18 protein-coding genes are annotated in these 23,180 nt (G+C 68.4%); 4 read left to right on the forward strand and 14 right to left on the reverse strand.

The genetic code is table 11. The features are described from left to right. Window positions 1-38 precede the first annotated feature (38 nt). The 5 genes from V6U88_RS13265 to V6U88_RS13285 form a co-directional block, all read right to left on the reverse strand. Entirely contained in the window at window positions 39-2,144 is a 2,106-nt protein-coding gene (locus V6U88_RS13265) for a DEAD/DEAH box helicase (RefSeq protein ID WP_334452854.1), read from the reverse strand. Continuing rightward, a complete protein-coding gene (gene brxD, locus V6U88_RS13270; RefSeq protein WP_334452855.1) occupies window positions 2,144-3,469 on the reverse strand; it encodes a BREX system ATP-binding protein BrxD in 1,326 nt (441 codons plus the stop codon). The genes V6U88_RS13265 and brxD overlap by 1 nt, the downstream gene beginning before the upstream one ends. Continuing rightward, window positions 3,466-6,207 (reverse strand): BREX-2 system phosphatase PglZ, encoded by a 2,742-nt coding sequence (gene pglZ, locus V6U88_RS13275; RefSeq protein WP_334452856.1) that lies wholly within the window; start codon window positions 6,205-6,207, stop codon window positions 3,466-3,468. Before pglZ ends, brxD begins: the two co-directional genes overlap by 4 nt. Further along, on the reverse strand, window positions 6,204-9,926 hold the full coding sequence (gene pglY, locus V6U88_RS13280) for a BREX-2 system ATPase PglY (RefSeq protein WP_334452858.1): 3,723 nt from the start codon (window positions 9,924-9,926) through the stop codon (window positions 6,204-6,206). Before pglY ends, pglZ begins: the two co-directional genes overlap by 4 nt. Before the next feature lie 96 nt (window positions 9,927-10,022). After that, window positions 10,023-10,640, reverse strand: coding sequence for a hypothetical protein (locus V6U88_RS13285; RefSeq protein ID WP_334452860.1), 618 nt, complete (start codon window positions 10,638-10,640; stop codon window positions 10,023-10,025). A gap of 384 nt (window positions 10,641-11,024) precedes the next feature. On the opposite strand from V6U88_RS13285, the gene V6U88_RS13290 reads away from it, so the two are divergent. Continuing rightward, on the forward strand, window positions 11,025-11,906 hold the full coding sequence (locus V6U88_RS13290) for a hypothetical protein (RefSeq protein WP_334452861.1): 882 nt from the start codon (window positions 11,025-11,027) through the stop codon (window positions 11,904-11,906). A gap of 82 nt (window positions 11,907-11,988) precedes the next feature. On the opposite strand, the gene V6U88_RS13295 is transcribed toward V6U88_RS13290, so the two are convergent. The 9 genes from V6U88_RS13295 to V6U88_RS13335 all read right to left on the reverse strand — a co-directional run bounded on the left by V6U88_RS13295 (window position 11,989) and on the right by V6U88_RS13335 (window position 19,111). Continuing rightward, entirely contained in the window at window positions 11,989-12,318 is a 330-nt protein-coding gene (locus tag V6U88_RS13295) for a hypothetical protein (RefSeq protein ID WP_334452863.1), read from the reverse strand. Window positions 12,319-12,362: 44 nt separating this feature from the next. Next, complete coding sequence (locus V6U88_RS13300; RefSeq protein ID WP_334452865.1) at window positions 12,363-13,601, reverse strand: WXG100 family type VII secretion target; 1,239 nt, start codon at window positions 13,599-13,601, stop codon at window positions 12,363-12,365. Continuing rightward, window positions 13,598-13,915: a type VII secretion target gene (locus tag V6U88_RS13305; RefSeq protein ID WP_334452866.1), complete on the reverse strand. Its 318-nt coding sequence runs from the start codon at window positions 13,913-13,915 to the stop codon at window positions 13,598-13,600. The genes V6U88_RS13300 and V6U88_RS13305 overlap by 4 nt, the downstream gene beginning before the upstream one ends. Before the next feature lie 3 nt (window positions 13,916-13,918). Further along, the gene (locus V6U88_RS13310; protein WP_334452868.1) at window positions 13,919-14,341 is read right to left on the reverse strand and encodes a YbaB/EbfC family nucleoid-associated protein; all 423 of its coding nucleotides are present in this window, start codon (window positions 14,339-14,341) and stop codon (window positions 13,919-13,921) included. Between the two features lie 106 nt (window positions 14,342-14,447). Next, a complete protein-coding gene (locus V6U88_RS13315) occupies window positions 14,448-15,644 on the reverse strand; it encodes a DUF262 domain-containing protein (protein ID WP_334452870.1) in 1,197 nt (398 codons plus the stop codon). Window positions 15,645-15,791: 147 nt separating this feature from the next. Next, the gene (locus tag V6U88_RS13320) at window positions 15,792-16,442 is read right to left on the reverse strand and encodes a hypothetical protein (RefSeq protein ID WP_334452872.1); all 651 of its coding nucleotides are present in this window, start codon (window positions 16,440-16,442) and stop codon (window positions 15,792-15,794) included. Then, window positions 16,439-17,650: an AAA family ATPase gene (locus V6U88_RS13325; RefSeq protein ID WP_334452873.1), complete on the reverse strand. Its 1,212-nt coding sequence runs from the start codon at window positions 17,648-17,650 to the stop codon at window positions 16,439-16,441. Before V6U88_RS13325 ends, V6U88_RS13320 begins: the two co-directional genes overlap by 4 nt. 153 nt (window positions 17,651-17,803) lie before the next feature. Beyond that, complete coding sequence (locus tag V6U88_RS13330) at window positions 17,804-18,496, reverse strand: Crp/Fnr family transcriptional regulator (protein ID WP_334452875.1); 693 nt, start codon at window positions 18,494-18,496, stop codon at window positions 17,804-17,806. Between the two features lie 75 nt (window positions 18,497-18,571). Further along, window positions 18,572-19,111 carry a Pycsar system effector family protein gene (locus tag V6U88_RS13335; protein WP_334452877.1) on the reverse strand — a complete coding sequence of 180 codons (540 nt, stop codon included), beginning with the start codon at window positions 19,109-19,111 and terminating at the stop codon, window positions 18,572-18,574. Window positions 19,112-19,323: 212 nt separating this feature from the next. Between V6U88_RS13335 and V6U88_RS13340 the strand changes: the two genes are divergently transcribed. The 3 genes from V6U88_RS13340 (at window position 19,324) to V6U88_RS13350 (ending at window position 23,178) form a co-directional block, all read left to right on the forward strand. Further along, window positions 19,324-20,100, forward strand: a complete 777-nt coding sequence (locus V6U88_RS13340) for a hypothetical protein (protein ID WP_334453043.1) — start codon at window positions 19,324-19,326, stop codon at window positions 20,098-20,100. A gap of 185 nt (window positions 20,101-20,285) precedes the next feature. Continuing rightward, complete coding sequence (locus V6U88_RS13345) at window positions 20,286-22,280, forward strand: hypothetical protein (RefSeq protein ID WP_334452878.1); 1,995 nt, start codon at window positions 20,286-20,288, stop codon at window positions 22,278-22,280. Window positions 22,281-22,284: 4 nt separating this feature from the next. Next, window positions 22,285-23,178, forward strand: a complete 894-nt coding sequence (locus V6U88_RS13350; RefSeq protein WP_334452880.1) for a hypothetical protein — start codon at window positions 22,285-22,287, stop codon at window positions 23,176-23,178. The last annotated feature ends 2 nt before the right edge of the window (window positions 23,179-23,180 follow it).

Consider the following 23,180-nt stretch of genomic DNA (forward strand, 5'->3'; position numbering starts at 1 on the left):
GGCCGGGGCCACGCCTTGAGCGGTAGCTGGCGGGCTCTCTAGAGGTAGGCGAATCGGACAGGTTCCCGTAGTACCGCGGCCGCCCCCGCCACATCGGCGAGTCTGGTGGCGAGCGTCGCGGCCGCCAGGCGGGGCGGGAGGGCGGCACTGAACTTGAGCCCGGCGAGCGCCTTCTCGGTGACGTCCGGCAGGCAGATCCGCTGCTCGGCGTCCGCCGTCGCCACCCGCCACATCTCCCGGTCGAGGTCGGGGCGCAGTCGGATGCTGGCGTCGTCGTACCGCTGTGTCGGGTCGGCCAGATCACGCAGGGTGGCGATCAGGGTGGCGTTGGCGCGGTACCCGGCCCAGGTCCACCAGCGCACCTCGCCCTCCCTGTCCCGAACCACGACGGAGCCGCCGGGGTGCACCGTGGCGGTCGCGTCGTCGCGGAGTGCCGCCAACCTCGTCATCGCACGGGCGGTGAGAGCGACCTTCGGGTCCGCCCCCACCAGCACGTCGCGCATCGCCCGGACCATCCGGTACGGCAGGCCCTGCGGCGTGGCCCCGGTCATCCAGAGTGCCTTGCCACCGCCGTCCGCCGGCTCGACGAAACAACGGCGCCGCTTCCAGTCGATGTGGGTGACCCGCCAACTGCGTCCCCCGAGCAGGAGCAGGCGGGGTCCCTGCACCTTCGCCGTCAGCAGTGCCGGGTCCGTCCGACCGATCTCGGCACGCCCCGACAGCACGGTGAACTCCGGCGGTGCGGTGAAGACCGCCAGCATGTCCATGAAGTGACGCCGCCCGAACCGCAGTTCGGCTTCCGGGCCGATGAACAGCATGCCGGAGTCCGAGTCGAGGAATCCGTGCTCGACCAGGTGGCGCACAATGACCTCGGCGCTCCTGTCGAACGGTGGGAGTCCGTTCCACTCCTCCGGCCACAACTGGTCGCCCACCCGGTGCTGCTGCAGCGACAGGGCGAGCATCTGCTGAGCCACGATGTGCCGCGGCTCCGGCGGCGGCACGACGGCCTCAACCCAGCCCTCCTGCCACAGGTTGAGCAACCCGGCCGCGTGCAGCAGCCCGTCACCGTCCAGAGCGAGGAACAGACAGTTACGGACGGTCCCGGGCCGCCGACCGGTCCGACCGATGCGCTGCAGGAAGGCGGCGACGCTGCGTGGGGCGCCTATCTGGATGACCCGGTCCAGGTCGCCGACGTCGATGCCCAGTTCCAACGTGCTCGTCGCCACGATGACGCAGTCGCGTTCCTGCGCGAACGCCTCCTCAGCGCGGCGTCTCTCCTCGACGGAGAGCGACGCGTGGGAGAGGAACGTCTTCACCTGCATTTCGCGCAGCTTCTGACCGAGTTCCTCCACCAGCGCACGCGAGTCGCAGAACACCAGGCGCTTCTCGCCCCGATGCAGCGTCGCGATCACTTTGGCGGCGTTGTGCACGGAACCGACGTAGTCCAGCTCCACCTCGCCGGGCGGCGCCGACGCGGTGGCCACAGCGGCAGGCGACACCACACGGGCTGGCCGACTAGCTCGGCCGGAGCCCTGCAGCCATCTCAACAGCTCGTCCGGGTTTCCGACGGTCGCGGAGAGCCCGACCCGCTGGATGGGCCGACCCGCCACCCGGCTGAGCCGCTCCAGCACGGCCAGCAGATGCCAGCCCCGGTCGTCGCCGGCGAAGGCGTGGACCTCATCCACGACGACCGTACGGAGGTGACGGAAGAACTCACCCTCGTCCACGGCGGCGCTGACCAGCATCGACTCCAACGACTCGGGTGTCGTCAACAGCACGTCGGGCCGCTCGCGGAGGATCGTGCGACGGCGACCCATCGTGGTGTCCCCGTGCCACAGCGCGGCTTGGCGGCCCAGCCAACCGGTGTACGTCTCCAGCCTCGGCAGGAGGTTGTTGAGCAGCGCCTTCAGCGGGCAGATGTAGAGCACCGACGTGCCCGACCAGTTCGCCTGCGCCATCCGTGACAGCAGCGGGAACACCGCCGCTTCGGTCTTGCCGCCGGCCGTCGGCGCGAGCAGCAGGGCGTCGTCCCCGTCGAGCAGTGGCTGGACGGCCGCCTCCTGCAGGGGGCGCAGTCCGGGCCACTGCAGCGAGTTCACCACGTGGTGCAGCACCACCGGGTGCAGCAGGTCAGCACCGGCCATCAGCGGTCGGCGGAAAGGTCGAGCGAGATCTCATCAGCCCTGGTCGCGTTGCGCTCGACGTCGGTCATCTCGGCGGTCGACAGGGTGAGCGCGTAGTGCTGTCGGGGGTCGAAGCTGTCGAACTGGTCGACCCGGTCGAGCACCTCCCCGACCAGCTTCTTGAGAAACAGCCGCGGCGCGACCCCCACCTTGCCACCCAGCCCACCGGCGACGGCTTGCGCCAACTGGCCGAGGTAGGCGTCGTCGACGAGGTCGCGCACCCGGTCTGGCGCGGCGGAGCCGTCGGCGTAGAGATCCCGCACGCGGCCACCGAGCTCGACCAGAGAGTCGACGGTGAACCCCGCGAGCCGGATCTGCACCGCCCGAGGGTTGTCGAACCGCGCGTCGGTGGTGAAGTCGACCGCGAGGCGCTGCGCCAGCGGTGCCAGCCGCTGCACGCCCTGCGGCCCCTCGTAGAACGCCGGTGTGCCGGTGATGAGGAGGTAGAGCCCGGGGAACCGGCCGGAGTGCACCTCGTCGATGAGCTGGCGCAGCGCGTTGAGCGCTTTGTCCCGGGCGTCCGAGCGGACCCGCTGCAGCGTCTCCACCTCGTCGAGGACCAGCAGCAGCCCCGGGTGCCCGCTGTCGCGCAGCACCGCGAGCAGTCCCTGCAGGAAGCTCAGCGCCGCGAAGTGGTCGAGGTCGCCGCGTACTCCGGCGGCCCGCCGGGCGGACGCGGCGACGTGCGGCTGCCCACCGAGCCAGGCCAGCACCGCGTCGGCGGTCGCCTGGTCACCGGCGAGCGAGGCGGTCCGGTACCCCCGGAGTGCGGTGGCGAAGGCGGGCGCGGTGCGGCTGACGGCGGCGAGCCGCTGGTCGAGCAGGACCCCGACCGCCCGGTCGAGGGCATCCCCGTCCTCGGCCGCCACGTCCCCCGCCGCGAGGACGTCCTCCTCCAACGCGTAGAACCAGCCGTCCACCACGGGTCGCAGGGCGCTCGGCGGGAACGTCGAGGTGGTGAGCCGCTCGGTCAACCTCCGGTACACCGTCTCGAGCTTGTGCAGCGGGGTCTCGTTCTCGGAGATCTGCACTTCGGCGGTGGCGAGGTTTGCCCGCTTGGCCCGCTCGGCGATCCATCGGGTGAAGAAGGTCTTACCGGAGCCGTACTCACCACGGACCGCCTTGAACACTGAACCGCCGGTGGCGACCGCGTTCAGGTCCTCCCCCACCGCGACAGTGAACCGGTCGAGCCCGACGGCGAAGAGGTCGAGGCCCGCCGACGGGACGGCACCCCGGCGCAACGCGTCGATGACCTCTCGCCGCCGCGCCGGGCTGACGGCGGTCACGGGCTGCCCCCGGGCAGGCCGAACTGCGTCCGCAGCAACGCGATGTCCAGTTTGACCGTACGCCCCTCGTCGATCTGCGACAGCACCGGATAGTTGTCGACGTTGAAGATCCGCTGCAGCGTATTGACGAATCCACCCACCCGCCCGGGCAGCTCACCGGCCCGCTGGCCGAGCACGGCCAGCGGCAGCACGCCTTTGGCGTCGACGAGCGCGCGCAACGCCGCCTCGATCTTCTTGCGGTCCACCTTGCGCGGGGTCAGGCCGTGCTGCGCCTCGAACAGCTCGGTGGCCAGCACCGCGCCCACCAGATCGCCGTCTTCAGCCGGCGGCGCTGCGGCGGGGGCGCTGGGCATCTCCGGTACGTCGAACAGCGCGTCCCCGGTGACGGCCGGCGCCTTGCGACGCGGCCGGGGTGCGGGCGCCGGAGCCGTGGGGGCAGCCGGTACCGGAGCGGTCGCGGACGCCTGCCACCAGTCCGGTCGGCTGCTCTCGACGGGAGCCCAACCGGTCGGCGGCTGCATCGCGTTCGGCATCAGGTACGCCAGCAGCGGGATGGTGACCTCGGCGAGTGAGGCGCCGCCATGGTAGCCGGCCTTGCTGGGGCGGTAGCGCAGCATCGGATCCCACAGCGCGATGATCCGTTTGCCGTCGGCCACCACCCGGGGGCCGGTGAGCTCCACCTCCCCAGGAGCGGTCGGGCCGGAGCCGGTGCGGTGCCGGGCCGAAGCGGCGTCGGAGGCCTTGACGTGCTGCCCGCCCCGCTCCAGCACGTGCCCGTGGTCGCTGGTGATGACGACGGCGCGTCCAGAGGAGCGGGCCTGGTCGAGCAGGCTGCGCAGGAAGCCGAGGTCGCCGAGCTGCCAGCCGGGTTCGTCGCCCTCGCGGCCGTGGGTCAGCGACTCGTCCACCGTGTTGATCACGACGGCCACCACAGGCGCCGTGCCGGCCACCGCGTCGGCCAGTTCGCCCGCGTACGCCCAGCCGGCCCCACCCTTGGCCGGCCCCTTGTGGAAGATCCGGGAACCCTTGCCCCACCGACCGTCGGCGAAGAGCTTCTTCTCGTGGGCCTGGTTGCCTTCGCGGAGAGCGCCGGCGAAGAGCGAGGTCCGGGACACCGCGGTCAGGGTGGGCAGGGCGGCCACGATCCCCCGTCGGCGGCCCGCAGCCGAACCGGCGAGCGGGTCGTACTCGACCCAGTGCTGGGACAACTCGTCGGCGAGTTGCACGGCGACGGCGGCGCTCATCCCGTCGAGGACGACGAGCAGCACCGGCCGGTCGGCCTTGACCAGCGGGTCGATGACCCGGGGCAGCAGGTTCTCCACGGTCAGCAGGTCGCCGTCGTTGCCGGGCCCGGCGGTGGCCCACGCCGCCAGCCGCCCGGCGAACGCCTGGTCCAGGTCCCGCCGCCGCTGCTGCGCCCGGTCGTGGATCTCCCGGAACGCGGTCTGCAGTTCCGGGTTGGCGTCGTCGCCGGCCCAGACGTGGTTGAGCGCCACGTCGACCCAGCCCCACTGGCCGATCTGCTGGTCCACCCCGTCGGCCACACTCGCCGGCGGCTCCTGCTCGGTGCCGAGCCACCGCACGAGCCGCTGGCCCATCCGGATCCGGTTGACCCGCGTCGCTTCCACGTCGGCCAGCCGATGCCCGGCGAGCGCGTCGACCGCGTCGTCGAGCGCGCGGTCGGCCGGGTCGCGAAGCGCGGCCCGCAGCGCCTGCGCGGCGGTAGTGATCCGCCGGGTGAAGCCGGTGCGGAGGATCGGGCTGTGGCTAGCGCTGGCCGTCGCGTTGAACTGGATGAGGAGTTCCTCGGCCCGGTCCAGCACCGCGTTTCCCTGCAGCCGCGTCTCCCGCTCGCGGGCGGTCAGCATCGCGCTCACCACCTGCACCGCCGCGTCGGCGAAGCCCCGCACGGTGGCATCGTCGTCGAGGTTGCCGAAGTACTGGTCGATCCGCCCCTGCGCCCGCACCGCCTCGGCGCTGTCCGTGGTCCACAGCGCGTCGCAGACGAGGCCGAGTGGCAGGGCGTCCGCGCCGTGACCGGCGCCGATGAGGGCGAAGAGCGCCCGGGCCGGCCGGCCGAACTGCTCAACCAACCAGCCGGCCAGGCCGTCCCGCTCCTCCTGCCCGAGCAGCGCGAACGCGTCGACGGCCGACGGCTCGGCGCTCCAGCGCAGCAGGGCCGCCACGTCGAGGTCGTCCGGGCTCCCCCCGCGGCGGTCCAGTCCCAGGCGTACGGCGGCAAGGTGCCGCAACGCCACGTCGCGGGTCAGCACCGCGGTGGTCAGCTTCGGCCAGCCCGCCGGCGGCATGGCGTCGAGCAGCGCCGGGCCGGCCCAGCGTTCCCGCTCCAGCGCGCTGTCCGGCAGCTGGGCGCCGAAGGCGTCCACGACCAGGTCCCAGGGCTCGATGGTGTGGACCTTCTGCCGGAAGATCCGGCTGCGTACCCCGTGGCCGAGTTCGGATTCCGGGATGTCGGTGAGCAGCACCAGCACCTCGTCGCCACGGTCGGCGACGAGGTGCTCCCAGATGGCCAGCGGGGACACGCACGGCACGACCCGGACCTGGCGCCCGTCGGGCAACAGGATCGCCGGGTCGTGCGGCCAGGCCGGCTCGGCGCGCACGACCATGACCGGGTACGCCTCGCCGTTGCGGTGCCGGCCGAGCTGTTGCGCCACCTTCTGCGCCAGGGCTACGGGGTTGATCCGCAGCGCCTGCGCTGGTGCGGGTGCCTGGGTCACGACAGGATTCTCCAGGTCACCTCGATCGTGGCCGCGCCATGGGAGCCCGCGAGAGCACGAAGTTCATCCAGCACCTGGCCCACCTCTACAGCTGCCACGCGCCGCTTGCCAACAATGATTTTCTGCTTCTCGCTCTCGTCCTCATCTTGGTCGTCGTCACTATCTTTGTCGTCCCGGCTCTCCTCGACAGCGCGCTGCAGCAAGGCCTTGGCCTCAGACTTGGCCCTGTCCAGTGCCGGCTGAAGCCGAATGGTGAGCTCATCGGCCTGCGCAGCAGCCCGAAGTTCGTCCAGGATTGCTGCAGCCCGGGCCGCATACTTCTCGGGGAGCCGACGGAGCAGGTCGAAGTTGTCCCATGACGCCGTAGTAAGTGCCGCCACAACCTGGGCGGCGCTGCTGATGCTCTTACCGGTTCGATCGGCGGGACCGGCGAGTTCGGCGTGGGCGAGCCGTTCCACGGTCTCGACCGCCGATCGGCCACTGACCAGGGACTCCAGCAGGTCGGCGGCGGCGCGGGCGGTGGCGAGCCGGCCACCGGTGGACTCCTTGTCGATGCCGAGCCAGGTCGCGTGCTGGTCCAGGCGTGCGACCAGTCCGTGCGCGGCCTCCCGGTGGCGGGTGGCCTGCGCGGTGAGATCGCGACCGAAGAGGGCGACCAGCCGGCCGCGCCGCAGGTCGAGCGGCTGGAAGCCGAAGATGGCGGCGGATCGGGCCCGCGCCGCCTGCCAGTCCTCCTGGCTGGGTAGCCGCTCCTCGCGCAGCGTGTGATCCGCGCTGATCTTGCCCAGCTCGGGAGCCGGGATCACCTCGCTGCCGTGGAAGTAGAAGGCGCGGTCGGTCTGCTCGGCGAAGGTCGCGACGACGAGTTGCGCCACAATCGGGTCGAGGCCGCGCGGCTTGGGGTCGTCCATCCACCGCAGCAGGTCGGCCACCCGCAGCTCGCCGGCGATGCCCTCGCTGGCCGCCTTGTGCTGGAAGTGCTGGACCCACTCCCCCTCGATGACTAACGCTGCTTCGTGCATGGTGCCCAAGCCAAGAGGGTTGGCGATCCGGCGCACGATCTGGCGATGCGCCCGGTCTACTTCGACGCGACCCTCGGGAGACTCGACGGCCCGGCGGACGTAGCCGAGCACCACTTTGACGTCGGCCAGGCGTACGGGATCGCCCTTGCGGTCTGGATCGAAGTCCGGGTGGGCAGGGTACTGCTGGCTGAGCATCTGGTCGCCGAGGCTGCGCAGCGCGTCGTTGAAGGCTGCGCCCAAGGGCAGCTTTGGCTCCAGCGCACGGGTCAGCGACAGCAGGTGATCGTCGAAGCCGAGCCGCACGTCCATGGCATGCTTTTGCGCAAGCCCGTACGCCTGCCGCAGCACCCGGCGCATCCCGTTGATCAACGAGATGCGCTGATTAGCAAGCGTCGTGCGGGCACTGTGACGTTCGTCCGGGTTGAGATGGCCGGCATGCGTCTCAAACCGCTGCCCCTCCAGCAGTTTGTCAATGATGACGAGAGTGCCAAGCTCGTTCAGCCGCTCAGTAGTCAGCGCGGCCGGCACCCAACAGACCGTTCGGGGATGCATTCGGGCAGCAAGGGCTTGGACCCGTTGACGGTCGTCAGCTGGGCCGTGGCTGCCGTCGTCAAAGGGGTAATCGATAACCAATCGCCAACGCTCGGGGTCGTCGGGGTTGAAAGCCTCATCCCGGATATCGTTCGGGTTGCGGACATTGCCGTAGAGCAGCTCGATGGTGCGACGGGTTCCTCGCCAAGTTAGCCCGGCCTCGACAAAGAGCGAGTCACTCCACGGGACGCCGAACTGCTCCCACAGCAACCGCTGAATCATGTTCCTTCGGGCGGCGTCGTTGTCGAAGTGCTTGGCAGGGCCCAGCACGCTGTCGATGTCGACGCCGACCAGTTCCAACGACACGATGGGGTCGTCGCCGTCCCCCAGGCGAATCTCGGTGAACTGCCTGTCCCACTCCTGCAGCTTGTGGTTTACCTGGGCGACCTCGCCGCCCGGGATCGGGCTGGTAATGCTGCCGTGGTTGAGGGCCGACAGGCGTCGCGCGGTAAGGTTCCGCAGCGCCGGAACGTTGGGCGCGAGCGCGGCCAGCAACAGTGTCTTGATCAACCTGTCGTCCCCGGTGAATGCACGCACTCGTCCGGCAGTGTCACCCGACAGGGCTCCCCCCCGGCGGGCGGCGTCGAGGTCGTCCTCCGTGAGGCCGTACTGGCCGAGGAGGTAGGGGCGCAGCTTCAGGTCGTACAGCTTCTGGGCCATCTCGAACTCGGCCTTGAGCTTCTCAGTGAACGGCTGATCGCCGCCGCTGCTGATCACGTCGTAAAGGTCGCCGAGCGGCACGAGCTGGCCGAGGCGCAGGGTCTCCCGACGGTCCACCAGCAGCTGCCGCATCAGCTTCAGCGCGGTCCGGGAGCGCTGCAGCGCGCTGGAGACATGCACCAGGGTGGAGAGGAACGCCGGGCTGAAGGGGTACGTCGACCGGAAGGCGTCTATGTCGGCACCGCTTCCGGACTCGGTGCCGAGCAGGGTGTCGAACACCTCCCGCCGTACCTTGGTGGTGGCGTCGAATGCCTTGCGGATCGCCTCGGCGGCGGTGGTGTCGAGGGGTTTGAGTAGGCGGCGGCGGGCGATCTCCGGGAGATTGCGGTCCTCCAGCTTGATCACGTCGAACCGGCCGCTGGCCAGGTTGAGGGTGTCCTGGTAGCTCAGCTCGTTGGCGCCGGTGACCTCCTCGCCGACCAGTTCGCGCAGGTCACGCTGGCGGGCGATGAAGCTGATCACCGGGATGGGCCGACGGGTGTCGCCGCCCTCGACGAAGTTGGTGATCTTCTGGATCTCGCGGGAGACGAACTGCTGGTCGCCGATGGAGTTGGCCAACCAGAGGATCAGCTCGTCGAGGAAGAGGATCAGGCCGTGGTAGCCGAGTTCCTTGGCGTGCCGGCTGATCTCGGTGAGGCCCCGGTCGAGCGAGACGAAGGCCTCGGCGTCCTCCCGGGCGTTGCTGAAGAATCCCACGTTCCAGCTGGTCAGCAGGTCGTTGACCAGCTTGCGGCGCAGCTGGTCGTTGTACGCGCCCGCGAACGCGTGATTCAGCCGCTCGGTGGTCCAGAACGTCTCGCTGTCGCCCCACTCGTCCTCGGCGTCCCCGCCGGGCAACTCGGCAATGAACTTCGCGTCCCCGACCTTCTCCCGCGTTGATGCGGCCTGGTCCAGCAGCGAGTCGGTTCGGTGCACCGCCGGGATTGGCGCCTCGGGGTGCAGCGCGCGGACCCGGTCGACGTAGCCGCCGAGGACGCGCTGCTCCAGCGAGCGGGCGTCGAGCAGGTGGTACGGGATGAGCAGGAACTTGCGCCCGTCCAGCCAGACGCTGTGCTTGGCGACCAGCGGGGCCAACTCGTCGCGGCCCCGGGCGGCCGACTCGCCGCGCAGCAGCGCGTGCAGCACCGCCATGAAGTGCGACTTACCGGAGCCGAAGGAGCCGTGCAGATAGGCAGCCTTGGAGGCGTGCCCCTCGACCGCGGAGCGGATCAGCCCGAGCGCCTCGTCGAAGTTAGCCAGCAACCGGTCCGTGACGACGTAGTCGCGGAGGGTGGCGTCGGCGTCGGTGACGCTGTCGGCGAGCTTGAGCACAAAGTCGCTCTGGCTCGTGCTCTCCGGGATCTCGATGTAGTCCCGGAGCAGCGGCGCAGGGGTGGGCGAAGACATGCTGCATACCGTACCGATCGCCTGGCCTCCCGCGGCGTCCCCGGCCCTCGCGTCACGGTGACCGATGTGGCGAGGGCCGCCGAGACCGATTCGATGTCAGGCGGGCGGTGCCGGTTGGCCGCGGTCCCGATGGGCTCTACGCCGCTGTGCCAGCACTCCCGGCTCGGCCGTGATCGGCTCCGACAATGGGCGCCGGACCTGCTCCACCGATCCGCCGCGGACGGATAGGCTGCCGCGAGCGGCGCGGTAGAAACTGTCTCGCCCCTCGTCGGCGCGGCGAATCAACTCAGGAAGGTCGGTCGGCGGATTCGGCAGCGCTCGTGCTGCCCGTTCGATGTCCCGGACGGCGTCCCGCCATGCGGAGCCAGCACGAACGGTGACCTGGTCGCCGAGCAGGAGAACGGCCTCCCAGGCCAGGGTATGACGGACATCCGCCTCAGCGAGCCGGGCCAACCCGTCGTCCCTGTCCAGGAACGGCCGGCGCGACTCGGGACGGTGGTTGCGGAGCATTTGAGTCGCCACGGTGTGGATTTCCTTGACCGCCCGGGTGAAATCGACGTATGCATCGAGGCGGCGCTCGTCCCACCGCACGGTCTGGCTGCGCCGCCAGCGGGCACGCTCGTTCACGGTCGTGGCGAACATGGTGCCGGCCACGCCGACCAGGACACCGAGCAGCGCCGGCCCCTGGGTCACCAGACCATCCACAACGCTCATCACCACCTCCACACCTCCGCGTGATCACACCACGCTCGTCATTGATCCTGCTCGGGTGCTCTCCATCATGGATATTGTCGGTGCTCCGGTCCAGGCGAGGCGCATACCCCGCCGCCCGCATAGAACGGGGGAACGAAGACCAACCTTTCAGGTAGATGCTTCAGGCGCTGATGGTCGAATCCTTCGGCGACCGCATCGATCCGCCATCAAAGTGGTGTACGACTTGCCCTCGATGGGCGTGTTATGTGGATAAGAGAGGGTCATCGCGTCGATCCTTCAAGAGTGACTGCTCCCATCAGCCACCCCTGCGCGAACCACCGCACTGGTGCGCTGACCTACGCCCCAGGACCGGGGTGGAGGGATTCGCAACGAGGGGGGGGTGCCTTGACCGAGGCTTCAGGCGGGGAGCCGACGTCGGAGAGACCCGATCGGCGGCGGGTCGACCGCGGGCCGGATCTGGGCGCCCAGGTCTCGGAAGGGTTCAAATCCCTCTGGAAGTACCTGTCTGCCGCGGCGGGAAGACTGAATGCCCCTGCGGCGGCGGAACCGCTCTCTCCACCGCCCGACGAACTCGTCGAGCGACAGGATGTGTCGGGGCCGATCGTGGTCCCTGCCCAAGGGTACGTGTTCGGCTTCACCGTCCTCGCCACCCTCACCTGGTCGTCCAGGGGCGTGGGACCGGAGGCTTTGCGCTGGTACGCGCACCACTTCATGTCAGACGCGATCCAACGCGTGCGGGAGGTCGCCGCCGAGCAGGCCCGCAAGTTGCCCGCACACCGGGCCGGCGAACTGGAGGTGGCACTGCAGCGGGCGCTGGACGAGCAGGACCCGGCCCTGTGGAGGTACAAGCACGGGACGGTGCACGTCAGGTGCCGCCCGCAGGTGTCGGTACGGCTCGAGGGACGAGTCAGGCAGCTCCTCCAGCCGCACTGGGAACGCCTGATCGAACTGGAATGCCAGAACGACTTCTACACGAGACGGGCGCAGTACGCCGAGCAGCTCAACCGGCGGTGGGTGGCAATCATGGACGAGTTCGTCGACCGTCCCGCTCCGGACGAGGCGACGCAGGCAATCAAGGAAGAGTTGGACCGCGCCCGCCAACACATGGCGGCGGAACAGAAGGCCGCCGCCCAGTGGAGCGAGGAGCTGCTACGCGAGCGGCAACGCCACGAAGGCATCTTCGAGCCCTTCACCGCGATTGAGATCATTCAGCAGAGAACGCAAGGCCAGGACCACGAGGCATCCGGGCAGTCGGGCGAGGCGTAGCGGCCGGCCGGCCAAATTGGCGCTCGAGCCCTGACGGTCACCCGCGCACAGCGTCGACGTCGGAGCGCAATTCCGGCGTAAATCAGACCCGAGGATGCGCGTCTTCAATCCGCTCGGCCTTGACGTAGGCGAGGAAATCCGCCTGGTCCGCGGCGGGCAGAGCCTGGAAAGCGGCGTAGGCGACCCTCCGTGAGTGCGCGGTCTCCGCGGCGAGGAGTCCGATGATCGCGGCCCAGGAGAGCGAGACCAGGTGGAACACGCGGTCGTCGCGTAGCGCCGGAAGTCGGCTCAGGTCGCCCAGCCGCGTTGCCGCGTCGTCGTCGGTGGCGGCGCGGTCGACCAGCTCGAAAACGGCCTTGCCCCGGTACGGCCCGCCCCGCTGGACCAGCTCTGTCAGATCCTCGTTGGACATCTGCCGCACCGGCGGCGCCGGCCTGTGCGGTGGGGGCGGCGCCGTCATGGTTCCTCTCCAAAGATCTTCGAATACTCTTCGCGGATCAACTGGTTCAGGCGGTCCACCGACTCCTGGTCGCCGAGGGATTCCGCGTGGCTGATCTCCTGCTGGTAGGCACGGACCTCGTTCTCGTAACGGACGACCGGATCTTCGAACCAGCCTCTCATCCCGGCCCAGCCCACCGCCTGATCATCCCGCAGGTGTTGCATCTCGTGCAGCAGGGCTCCGTACGAGGCGTCGGGGTCGAGGATCAGGTGGCCGGGATTCCCCGGTGACGGACTCGGTCCGTACGCCAGCGCGCCTTCGCGGAAGGTGACCTCGACCCCCAGTTCCCGGGCCTCCCGGATGGCGGCCTCCCATTGTTCGGGGTGGGTCCGTTGGGCCGGGCCCCACTTGCGGAGCGGGTCGGCCTCAGAGTGGAGCAAATGCGTGCCCCGGTGGGGGGCGGGTGCCGTGGTGCCGCCCGGGGTCGCAAGACGGCGGAGCAGGGCCTTGAGATCCTCGATGTGCGTCCCGAGCCGGCGGAGGATGGGTGCCAGTCGACGAAGGCTGTTGATGAGGCCCTGCAGCAGTCGGGTGATCCGGGCGGCCCACTTGCCGGCGAGGGCGGTGACCTGGGTGATGACCCACGGCGTGGCCAGGCCGAGGGTGACGCCGGCTTCGGCGAGCCACTCCCACAGGCGGACGGCGAGCACCGAGACAAACTCGGCGATGAGATCACGGACGAGGGTACGAACCATGGCGACGAGCAGGCCAGCACCGGTGGTGATCTCGGCCATCATGCCGGTGGCCTTCGCAAGAGCCTCCAGCGCGGACCGGTGCTCCGCGCTGTGGCGTCGGTAGGCGTCCGAGGCGCTGCCCGTCCAGTCGGCGATCTGAGTCCTGACCGCGTCGCCGAGGGTCGCGCCGACGTCCGTGAGTTTGTTGCTGAGGTTGCGCCAGGTCTGGGCGTAGGCGGCGATCTGGTCGGGGTCGCCGGCCAGTTCGTCGAGGGCGTCGGACAACGGCTTCACATGTTCGATCAGCCAGCCCACACCCCAGGCGACGAGCTGACCCAGCGGGTCGGTGACGAAGGCAAGGGCGTCCATGGAGACGGCCAACCCACCGATCGCGGTGTCGATCCAGCCACCGCCGGCGTAGCTCGCCGCCAGGCTGTCGATGTCCTCGGCGATGAACACCCCGCTAAACGCGGTGGTGCTGTCCTGGCGGGTGGGGATGAGCGGGTTCGCCGCCTGGCTCATTGTTCGGCTCCGCGAGTGAAACGCGTCGCCACCGCCTGGTCACCGCTCTCGTACTCGCGGGCGGTGAATCGTAGGTCGTCGGCGGCACGTTGCAGGGCGTCGGTAGCGCCGTTCAAGGTGTCGATGGTGGCCTGCTGGATCGGGTCGATCAGGCTGGGGATGAGCTGGCACAGCCGGCCGTAGGCGTCGCGCCCCAGTTGCACGGACGCTGCGGCGCGGCGGCACTGGTCGACCTCGTCGGCAACGCCGTCAACCGTGCCGGAATGCGCACGCACCGTCTGACTGTCGACCTCAAAGCCCTGGTGACCAGCCACGTTTCACCGCCGGTGGGGATTGCGTCGATCATCGTCGCCGTCGTCGGGCGGTGCGGGGAACCGGGTGGCGTAGCTACCCACGACTGCCCGCCCGGTCTCGGAGTCAGCGCCGACCGTCTGGGCGGCAACGTCAGCCACCGCCTCGGCGAGGCGGGCCTGCGCCCGGCGCATGGTACCCATGATCTCCGCGGCGATCCGCTCCCCTGACCACCCGCACACCCGATCGTCGAGCCGCAGCCCCGTGACGGTGCCACTGCCGGCCACGGTGACCTCCACGGCGCCGTGGCCGCCGGTCGCCGACACTGTCAGGTCAGCGATGCGCTGCGACATGGCCTGTGCCTGGGCCGCCCGCTCCGACACGGATGCCGACCAGGACCGCACCCACTCTTCGGCCGCATCCGCTCCCGCCCCGAAGGGAGGATCCATCACAGCCGCTCCCTCATGCCGTCACCGTACCGATCGAGCCACGAACCGCCTCCGCCACGGCCCTGACTCAACGAGTGAAGCTGTAGCCGTCGCCGAGGCCGCCGGGTCACGCTCCGGACACTGCGGTGAAGATGTCTCGGATCGCATCGAAGCGGAGGCGCACCTTCGCCGGGTCACCCGTGCCTTGCGAGATTGCCGCTTGGAAGTCAACGTCCGACATGAGGTCCAGGAACATCTTCTCTACTCGACGACGCCGTCTCGTCAAGGTGGCAATCTCGTCGTCGGTCATGGCTGCGAGATTCACCGAGACCGCCTCGAAGAGCGCCTTGTTGATGGGCAGCCTGCGACTCCCGCCCTTACGTTCGACCTTGCGGAAGGCGTAGGTGCCGAAGATCTCGTACGCCGCCCACATCGCCTTCCCGAACTGCTCCCACAGCTCATCGACCTCTTTCTTCGGTAGCTTGTTGAGGGCCCCCATGGAGATGCGAAGAAAGTGGTCGAAGTCGTCATCGGCATAGGCGTGTGGGTCGGTCAGGCGAAACGCGAGGAAGCGCAGAACCATCTCTCGGTCGGCCATCCGATCGCTGCGGACGCCGTACCCCGTCGCGGACCGGAAGGTTTCGGAATCCGCCCACTCCCTGAGGATGGTTCTTCCGTCACCCGGTATCAGCGCATGCCGCAACTCCTGCCGGGACAACGGAAGACCGCCGGTGTTGATCCGGGCGAAGATGTTGAACTTGACCTCTTCCGGGGTGCCGCGCCTGATCAGGTGGACGATCAGCTCGGTTTCTCGAAGGCGGGTCTGTAGCCGCTCGGGCAGCTCATCGAACGTGGCCTGGTCATACTCAGTGCCCAGGTACTCGAGGTTGCGGAGCCGCAGCGGTTCCTTGCCGATCGCCTGCGGCTCGATGAACTCAACGATCGTCGTCAGCCGTTGGATGCCGTCCACCATGGCCCAGACCTCGTCATCGGTCTCCGCGGCGTAGAAGGTGGGCAGGGGGATCCGCAGGAGGAGCGACTCGATGAGCCTGCTCTTCGCCTGAAGCTTCCAGATGCCTGCCTGCCGCTGGAAGTCGGGCTGCAGGTCGACCCGCCGGGTTCGCACCCGCGACAGCAGCAGGTCCACGGTGGTGTTCCGAGTGACCACGTCGATCAGTTCGGGATCGAAGGGTGCCTGGATGGCGTCGTGCAGCTGATCCGCTTCGGAGACGTCCGGATCGTCTTCCATTTCGACACCCGTTAGATGACCGAGCGAATCCAGCTCCTCGACGACCTCTTCAGCGTGCTCAGAAATCTCATCCACCTCGATCCAAGGGGTCCGGCACAGCGGACCGGGCGCGGACGTTAGGTGCGGACGAGCCTACCGTGCGATGACACTATGGACAGCACCGTCGCATACAAACTTTCACCATCGGACGGTCGGCATCCGGACATGCCTTACGTCGGCTCCCTACAGTTGCTTGACCTTCTGTAGGAAGGCGAGCCAGCTCGCGCTACGAGCGAACCAGGGCGGCGACAGCCGGCCCATCGCCACAATCTTCTCCGCGATCAGCACGCTGTCCGCTTCGACGTACGACTGAAACGTCGGTTTCGCGCCGGAGGGCCGCACCGACTTCCTGAGCTGCTCCTTCGCGTTCCGAATCTTGCCGACGTCCCGGCCGGCGTACTGCTTTGGAGGCTGCCAGGTCGGGTGAGCGGCTTGTACCGCGTCCGGGAAGAGGAACCACCACGTCTCCGTCTCCCAGGCCGGTACCACCGCCAGCACTGGCCAGGGAAGGGATCGGTAACAGCCCTCGATCTTGCTGATCAGCGCCTCGTGGGCCGGCTCGACGTCGTCAGCGTCCTCGTGCATGAGCACGCAGCGGATCGGCGCCCTCACGTTGAACGCACGCAACAGCACCGAAACGCGCTCGGCCTGACTCGGCAGTCTGCTGGGCGGCACGTTACGCACCAGCGCCATCGGCTTGCGGAGGGGCTTCATGTCTCCGAGTGAGATGTCGGGACGCAGCGCGGCTACCAGAATCTGAATCGTCTTCCGGTCGTTGTCGTCCTCACCGAGGATGACGACTGCGCTGCGTGCCTCGCCTCGCTTGGCTTTCATTCCGGACAGCCCCCGAGCGCGCCGGAGAACCACAACTCTCCCAGCCCGATCTCGCCGTGAAGCTCCTGCTCCATGGCGCGCACGGTCTCCGGATCGATTGCCGGTATGCGGGACGCCGCGTCCTCGCCTCGCTCGCAGACGATCAACTCGTCCGGCGTCAGGCGGTTGACCAACGCTGGCGAATGGGTGGCGATCAGGAACTGTGTGCGGCTCGACGCCTGCCGCAGCAACTCCACCAGCCGATCGAGAATGTGCGGATGCAGGCCGTGGTCGATCTCTTCGATGCAGGTTAACCGCGGCGGCGACGGGTCATACAGGAGCGCAAGCAGGGCCAGCGCCCGGATGGACCCGTACGAGGCTTCCTGCAGTTTGGTGGATCCGGGCAACGCGGCCTCGACGAGATTGAGCACGACTCCCTCGCCAGCCCCACCGATAGGAGTGAACTCCAGGCTCGCCAGGCCAGGTATGAAGGAGCGGGCATCGCGGTGCAGCGCGGCGAACCTGTCGGGGTGCTCCTCGGCGAGGTATGCCAGGAACGGCGCCAGGTTGCTGGCGTCGTTGGACAGGCGCTCACTGATCCGCTCCTGAGCTGGCCTACGCGCTGCGGCCACATCCACATCGAAGACGCGGAAGCTGGAGAAAAGATCGGCCAACGCCTCGACCAGCTCGGCGTCGTCCTCAGAGATCAGCTTTGGCAGCGTTGACAGGCCGAGAGACCCCTCCCGCAGGCTTGCTGTCTCTTCGCCGCCCTCGGGCCGGTGAAACGTGATCTTCCCCCCATCGATCGTGATGCGCTGCCCCGGCCCGGTGGCGCGCTCGAACGTGAACCTCTCGGCGCGACGCAGGACATGCCGATCGGTCCGCACCAGCGGCTTCTGTGAAGAGAAGGTCAGGGAGTAGGTGTCGGGAGCCGTCAGGCTGCTGTTCCTGGTGACCGCCGTCTCGACCTCGATGCCGATCGGGCTCCTCGGGTCGCGACTACCTCGAAACAGCACCCGGTGGATGCCCCCGCGACGCTCGAGCGCCGGCTCGAGGTCATCGCGAGTCGCATCACCCAGAAAAGCGATGACGTCCAGGAGGTTCGACTTCCCCGCACCGTTGGGGCCAACCAGCACATTGAGGGCGGCAAGGCGCACCTCCACGTCGCGCAGGCTGCGGAAGTTGGTCACCTTGAGCCTGAGCAGATACGGGGGATGCCGAACGGCCACGGAAAGAGACTACCGTGTTGATCAGCTCGTGCCACGCATGCCGCGACCGGCACCCGACCGAAACATCACCCCCGCCGTCCCCTGCCCGCCCGCGTCCACCCGTATGACTGCGTAAGGCTCAGCTGGAGGCCGCGACCTGAGCGGCTCGTACCGTCAGGCGAAACCGTCAAGATCAGCAACGGCACGTAGCCCATCACTGTCCCGGATGATAATTTCGCGATAGCCCGTGGCGATGATGCCGGCCCCCCGCAAGCTTCCGAGCGCCTTGTGCAAGCTGATCTCGGCGGCCCCACAGAGGGTCGCCAATTCGCTCTGGGTGAGTCGCACGTTGATGACGAGCCCCTCGCAGCTTCGCCGGCCGTACGCCGTGGCGATTTCCCAGAGCACGCGCGCCAGGCGAACCTTGACCGGGTAGGAGGCGAAGTCGACCCGGCGTCGGTTTGCCCAGCGCAGCCGGTCTGCGACGATGCCGGCGACTTCCATGGCAGCGTCCGGATTGGATCGAAGAAAGGCACGGAACGCGTTGCGGTGGACGATCCGAACGGTTGAGGGCCGGCAGGCGGTGACCGTTGCGGTCCTCGGCGTGCCGTTCAGCGCGGAGATCTCCCCGACGATGTCACCAGACATGCGGATGGCCAGCAGCGCCTGTCGACCGTCTGCCATCTCGACGGTGACCTTGGCGAGGGCGTCGTCCAGCAGGATGACGTGCGACTCGAGTGCACCCTCCTGGAGCACGACCTGGGACTCCTTGACCGAACGACGGATCCCGACGGACAGGAGGCGATCCCGAGCGGTCTTGTCGAGTCGACCGAGGAAGGTCCCGGGCATCCAGGTCACGTCGTCCACGTATCGCCTCCATCCCCGCCTAAGAGATCATCATTCACGTTCGGCTCCGAGATCGCTACTGATTGCTGTCTCGGATCACGGCATCACCGGTGCCGAAAGGGTCGAGACGAGCATCAGCCCCCCAGCGGACGCCATCGTCACCATGAGCCATGGCATGCTCCGGCGTACCTGCAGGTGCTTCGCCATCGCGATGTGGGCGAGCACGGTGACGAGGTCCCACACCTCATCCCTGTGCCGTCGAACCGACGCCGCAGACGGGCTGCCCGCTGCTCGGCTGAGGTTCGGGAAGGCGAATCGGTTGGCGCTGCTGGCACCGTCGAGACGGGGCCGAAGCGCCAGAACGAGCAGCCAGGCGGCCGACGCGAGCCCAATGACGAGGGGGATCACCAGCAGCGCAGCCAGCAGGACGGTGATCGGGGCACCGCCAACCACGTGCGGCACCATCCTGTCCACAACCGCGGTTGCCACCCCACCCTCGATCGCCAGGAGCGCAAAGGCCTTGGTGTCCGCGTGACGAATTGAGGTCTGGAGCGAAGCTGCCACGGCGAGGCCGACCTGAAGATCGCGCCACGGATCGAGGTGAGGCTGTCCGGCCGTCCGTCGAACGTTTCCCATGCGTCAAGTGAAGGCGGATGCGGACGGGGACATGAAGTCGAAGTACGGGTTGTCGTCCACCCGACGCTGAAGCGACAACCCGTACTTCTATGGAATTTCCAGGGCGCCGGACCGATATAGATGACGTTGAACAGCCCACCGTCGTCATTCGAAGGGTGGATCGCGTGCCTGACTTCGCGGATCCGGACCGCCGAGTTCTCGTCGCCGTGGACATGGAGAGCTACAGCGGACGCGACAACGTCCTGCAGTATCGGTCTCAACTTGCTTTTCAGAAGATCATGACGGAGGCCTGCGAGGAGCTAGGCCTCGACCGTGCCACCTGGCTCCTCCAGCAGGGAGGCGATGGAGAGCTCGCGATCCTGCCCGCTGGGACGAGCGAGCGGGCGGTGGTGACGCGGCTGACGCCAACCGTTGATCGACTGCTGCGCGAGCACAACCGGGGCCTGGCTCCGGAGGCTCGGATCCGACTACGAATCGGCGTCCACGAGGGGCTGGTCCATCTCGACGGCGCGAACGGCTACCCGGGCGACGCGGTCGTGACCGTCTGTCGGCTGATCGACTCACCGCAGCTCAAGGCGGCGCTGCGACAGTTCCCGAGCGCCGCGGTCGCGTTGATCGTCTCGGACCGGATCCACCAGGACGTCGTCCGCCATTATCAGGACCTGAGGCCGGAGCACTTCCGGCGGGTGTCGGCCAAGGTGCCGGAGAAGGACTTCGAAGCCATCGCCTGGATCTACGTCCCGGGTGAGAACATCGCCGGTGACGCTGACGCGAATGACCGCAACGAAAGCCGCCGTCCTCCCGGCAACTCGGGAAAGGGTAGCGGCGACGCCGGCCGTCGCAGCCGTGTCCCTACCCCGCAGCCCCTCCCCGGGGGCCAGGTCTTCAGCAACATCACGTCCCACGGGGTCAACGCGTTCGGAAACGGCAACGTCATTTCCACCTCAGGCACGCACGACAACACGGATCCATGGCGGTCGGACTCGTGAGCGAATCACAGCCCGAAGATGCTGCCAACGCCCCTGACACCCCGCGGGACGGTGGTGGGCGTAATGCGGTAGTGAAGCAAGGGGCTCCGCTGGACGACTCGCCCTCCCGGGCAGAAGACCGCAGCCAGTCGGACAGTGACCAGGGAGACGAAATCCCTCCGGGCTCGCTTCGCCTGGATCCTCGAGTGGGCGAGGAACTATACGGCACCAACGTCGAGGCCAGCTACTCCGACATCAACGCCAGCGGGGTGAACGCCTTCGGCAACAACAACACCATCCACCACATCAGCTATCAAGGCCAGCCACCCGCCAAGCCCATCATCCGGGATCTCGTCGGAGTGCCGGATCTCCTCAAGGTCTACGCGGAGGCTGCTGCGGACAGCAGGCTGTCCGCCTTGCTCCATGAACGGTCCACCGCCTGTTTGACCGGCCGTCCCAACACCGGCCGATTCAGCACAGCGTGCGCCGCGCTCGCTCGACGTCACAGCGCGGATCGGGTGCGCGAGGTGCTGCTGCCCGAGGAGGTCGGGCCGGAGGCCCTCCACCGCGCGGCGGACAGCCTCGCGGAAGATCACGGCTACGTCCTGCGACTGCCTGGAGACAGGCATGTCGAGGCGATGCGCCTGCTGGCTGACGTATTCCGGCAACGCTCGGCCAGCCTGCTCCTGATCCGGGATGACGACTCACGCGCCGGCAGTAGGCACAGCGCCGAGGTGCCGCACCAAGGCCCCGACCCGGTGGCCGTCTTCCGCACACACCTGCAACACCAGCTACGCGATCGTGCGGACCTGAGTGACGAGTCGAACGAGCGGCAGGTCGAGACATACCTTCAGCATGAGGATCTCGGTGCGGCGCTCGAGAGCACATACGGGCCGCGCGAGGTGGTGCCGCTCGCTACGGCTGTCGCGGATCGCCATCCCGCTGACGACGATGCGCTCGCCGAGATCGTAGGAATGTCCCAGCCGAGGCGAAGGGCGCGCGCAGCCGAAATCCTCCGGTCCGAGGTCGCCGGCGGGGATCGACGTCCGCGCCGAGCCGACCAGCACGAACGAGCATTCCGCATCGCGTACGCCGTCTTCGCCCGGCAACCGCTGCACTACGTCTTCGAGGCCGCGAGCCTGCTGCTCGAGGAGATCGACGGACAGGCCAAGCGGCCGGACTGGGGCCGGATGGCGTTGCAGCACCCCGTGTCCGAGCTGCTCGGGCCACTCGATGTCGACTGGCGGGAAGGCCGGGAGGCCGCACGCTCGCGCGTCGGCGTGTCCCGATCTGCATGGCTACGTGACGGTGCCATGCGAGGTGCCATCATCGACGAGGCGTGGCACGAATTCGACAGCACCAGACCGGCGATACTCAAGTGGCTCGACACCTTGGTCGCTTCCGACGACGAGCCGGTGCGCCGCGCGGCCGCCGAAGCGGCGGGCTTACTCGCTCACCACGACTTCGATCGGGTGTGCACGGATCTCATAGACGGTTGGGCGTCCGCGCCCAGGCCTCGGAGCCGTCAAGCTGCGGCCCGGGCGATCGTTGTGGCGGACATGGGCGGCAACGTGCACCACCTCGTCCGCCGGAAGGTACGGGACTGGGCCGGCGGCCACCGCAACTACCAGCGGGACGCGGCCGCTCTCGTCTATGCCAGCGGACTTCAGCAACCGGACCTGAGCTGGAGTCTGGCAGACCTGCGCCGCATCGCCGAGGATCGGATGCAGCAGCACACCCACGCGGTGGCCGAGAGCGTGTACCAGCTCTACCTCCACTCCCCTGATCGGGCTGACCAAATCATCTTCGAGTTGGCGCGGTGGTCGGATGACCGCCAGCTGCAACGGCATGCCGGCAACGCCCTCCTCATCCTCGCGTCACGGACCGCCGACGATCTTCCCAGCGGCTCTGCCGACCTGATGACGAAGCTCGCGGCGAGCCAGGTCGACGCCGCCGATCTCGCTCGTCTCTGGCAGGTGTCGCTGCTCGCCACGCTCCCGTCCCGCCGGGCGTGGCTGATCTTCGGTCAGTGGCTGCACAAGGCCGACTCCGATGAAAGCTTCCGTAAGTCGATCGGTGCGTTGGTGACCGACCTGGCGGCCGTTCCGGCCCTACGGCACCGACTGCAGTTCCATCTCATACGGCTGAGTGAGTTCCAGAACGGCCTGCCCGGGTGGCTCGAGAACGCGATGAGGGAGTAGTGACATGACAAGCCTCTTCAGCACAGAACAGCCACGGGTGGGACCGTGGCGCCGGTTCGGGACATGGTTACTGACGCTGTGGCGTCGTCTGCTGGTGGCGCTGCAGGGGCCGGAGCCCATCTCGGCGCCGATCTCGCCAGCGCCACCGCCGCCACCACCCGGCCGGTTGACGGAACGACGAGACGTGTCAGCGCCGATCATCGTGCCGGCACGCGGTTACGTGTTCACCTTCCGCATCCGCGCCGCGTTCGTCTGGTCATCCGACGGAATCCCGCGCGAGATGCTGAGCGGCTCCGCGCAGTACTTCATGCCGTACGCCATTCGCGCGCTGACCCGTCTGGCTGCGGCCCGCGCTCGCAATTTCGCCGCGCACCGGGCCAGGGATCTGGAGGTGGAGTTGCAGCGGGCGCTGGCCGAAACGGGACCGTGGCGCTACGAGCGCGGCGGCGCGCAGGTCGCCTGTCAGCCGTACGTGTGGGTTGAGCTCGACGAGGGTGTCAAGCAGGCCGTCCGGCCCTACTGGGAGCAGCTCATCAAGCTCGACTGCGAGTACGACGTCGACGTGAAGCGGGCTCAGTATGCCGATCGGCTCAGTCGGCAGTGGCTGTCGATCCTGGAGAAGCTGGTGGACAGTCCGGTCGCGGGGGGCGCAGCCAAGATGACCAACGAGAGCCTCGCCACCGTCGTCCAGGAACTCATCGCCCAACAGCAGGCCGCCTCACAGCGACTGGATGACCTGCTCGCTGAGGGACTACGCAGTGACGACGCCTACGAGAAGGCCACGTCGTTCGAATTCCTCGCTGAGCGGCTGAAGTCCCAAGGGCGGGCAGCGTCGGCGGAGCCGAGGAAGCCGTCCCGGAACGGTTCAACGCCCGGCCCCGGCCCCGGCAGAGACTGACC

Source organism: Micromonospora sp. CPCC 205739 (assembly GCF_036906795.1).
Lineage (GTDB): Bacteria > Actinomycetota > Actinomycetes > Mycobacteriales > Micromonosporaceae > Micromonospora.

What these genes read in the sequence shown, in the direction of transcription:
- V6U88_RS13265 (WP_334452854.1), bottom strand. Translation starts at nt 2,144, where the DNA reads ATGGCCGGTGCTGACCTGCTGCACCCGGTGGTGCTGCACCACGTGGTG.
- pglY (WP_334452858.1), bottom strand. Translation starts at nt 9,926, where the DNA reads ATGTCTTCGCCCACCCCTGCGCCGCTGCTCCGGGACTACATCGAGATC.
- V6U88_RS13285 (WP_334452860.1), bottom strand. Translation starts at nt 10,640, where the DNA reads ATGAGCGTTGTGGATGGTCTGGTGACCCAGGGGCCGGCGCTGCTCGGT.
- V6U88_RS13295 (WP_334452863.1), bottom strand. Translation starts at nt 12,318, where the DNA reads ATGTCCAACGAGGATCTGACAGAGCTGGTCCAGCGGGGCGGGCCGTAC.
- V6U88_RS13300 (WP_334452865.1), bottom strand. Translation starts at nt 13,601, where the DNA reads ATGAGCCAGGCGGCGAACCCGCTCATCCCCACCCGCCAGGACAGCACC.
- V6U88_RS13310 (WP_334452868.1), bottom strand. Translation starts at nt 14,341, where the DNA reads ATGGATCCTCCCTTCGGGGCGGGAGCGGATGCGGCCGAAGAGTGGGTG.
- V6U88_RS13320 (WP_334452872.1), bottom strand. Translation starts at nt 16,442, where the DNA reads ATGAAAGCCAAGCGAGGCGAGGCACGCAGCGCAGTCGTCATCCTCGGT.
- V6U88_RS13335 (WP_334452877.1), bottom strand. Translation starts at nt 19,111, where the DNA reads ATGGGAAACGTTCGACGGACGGCCGGACAGCCTCACCTCGATCCGTGG.
- V6U88_RS13340 (WP_334453043.1), top strand. Translation starts at nt 19,324, where the DNA reads ATGGAGAGCTACAGCGGACGCGACAACGTCCTGCAGTATCGGTCTCAA.
- V6U88_RS13350 (WP_334452880.1), top strand. Translation starts at nt 22,285, where the DNA reads ATGACAAGCCTCTTCAGCACAGAACAGCCACGGGTGGGACCGTGGCGC.